General features: G+C 51.1%; 1 protein-coding gene and 1 pseudogene. Both read left to right on the top strand.

Annotated features, from left to right (window positions below; all coding sequences use genetic code 11):
- Positions 1-212 precede the first annotated feature (212 nt).
- Positions 213-482, top strand: a complete 270-nt coding sequence (locus HNQ59_RS19370) for a hypothetical protein (RefSeq protein WP_221320304.1) — start codon at positions 213-215, stop codon at positions 480-482.
- A gap of 231 nt (positions 483-713) precedes the next feature.
- Positions 714-1,561: pseudogene (locus HNQ59_RS19375) on the top strand (hypothetical protein); the annotation flags it as partial.

Genomic DNA, 1,561 nt, shown 5'->3' on the forward strand with positions numbered 1-1,561 from the left:
CGCACCTTTTGAACGTAATCAAAAACGTTTGGATGAGCTGGTCCGCACCATGCGCATCCGCACAACAGAGCCGCTTTTGCCGGAATTGCGCTGAGGCTGGCGAGTAGACAACGCAGCGACATGGCGCAACATACAGCCGCCAGTGGCACAAGGTGCGCTTGGGCATTGATGCTGAATGCTGGAAATCCGGGCGATCGGAGACTGACAATTCGATGGGCGATGCGCCGATTGCCTCTATCAGCGTCGATGACGCCTCCACCACCCAGAGTGGTGACGAAGTGATTGCTCAACGACAGGTGGAAGTGTTCTGTCACTCGGAGGAATGCCAAGTCATGGCAGGAAAATTGTGTTGGATTGCCTATCCGAAACGAGATTCTGCGTGCAACGTGTCGCTTGGGTCGAGAGATTTGAAAAAAGTGGAGCAGCTACCATTGGCGCAGCTTGGTGGAAACCAAGATGCGCTGCTTTCAGCTGCTGTGTGAGCATGTCATGGGCAGGGTTTCGACCGTCAAGTAGCTGACCGCTCAGTGAGTGCGGTAATCCTGAATCGCTTCCTGGGGCTCGGAACACCGACAACGGTGCCGCATGCCATCAATCCATCAGAGAAAAGGGGCTTTCCACGCTGCGCCTCGTTTATGCAACAAAACCCTGGCAGATGCAGGCGCGTCACCTCACCTTCCTGACCCAGCCGCGCCAACGACAATAGGATAGACATGAAACCAATCAAGGTCGGTTTGTTGATGATGGGAGCGCTACTGGCCGGGTGTACTGATGCCAGCGAGCCGACAACTGATGAAGCGAGAGAGCGTGAGCAGCTGGAAAAGCAATTGAAGGCCATTCCAGGTGCTGAAAAGCGTCAGGTATTGATGCCTGATTTTATGCCAATGATGGGCCAGCTGCAGGAATGCCAGGGTCGGGCAGTATTCAGCGTACAAGGTGGGCTGCAGTGGGGTGGTTACTGGGAAGGTGGCTATAAAGAAGGCTTTGGTGAAAAGCTGTATATGGAATCTGGCACTGGTATCGATATTGACAATATGAGTATTCGCCTGGTTGCGAATGTGCCGAAGGGGATTTTAACTGAAATCTTGGAGGATGAGCGCTCTTCATTAAAAGCGCTGATTCGGGATACCAAGCAAGAAATTCAAAAATTACATGGTTTCATCGAACTGCTTCAGGAGGATATGGCGCGTGATCCTGATAAGGCAGAAGGCATTTCATCGGCGATTGCAGATTACAAGGCGGATATCTCAGAAAAGGAGAAAAAACTAGCCAAACAGCTAGCAGCCAAACCAGAGAAAGATTGGGGTATTCCTGATAGTCTGGTGTGGAATGATGTTCGATTCTATCTGTGGCGGGAGGGGGTTTTGTTCATCGTGGAGCAAAGCTTTAGCAATTCCGAGAACGAGCCTGGCTTCAGTATTTCGAATCCCTATTTTCAGCAGTTGGCGAAGCGATTACGTTACCGCAAGCCCAATGAAATTCCCAAGGAAATCGGGTTATGCATTCCGTACGGATTCATTGAAGATGATGGGACGCTGACTTACGAAATCAACACGACCTT

Origin of the sequence: Chitinivorax tropicus, from assembly GCF_014202905.1 — a bacterium.
In the GTDB taxonomy this organism is placed as follows: domain Bacteria; phylum Pseudomonadota; class Gammaproteobacteria; order Burkholderiales; family SCOH01; genus Chitinivorax; species Chitinivorax tropicus.

Excerpts from the sequence above, each read along its gene's own strand:
- HNQ59_RS19370 (WP_221320304.1), top strand. The coding sequence starts at position 213 with ATGGGCGATGCGCCGATTGCCTCTATCAGCGTCGATGACGCCTCCACC.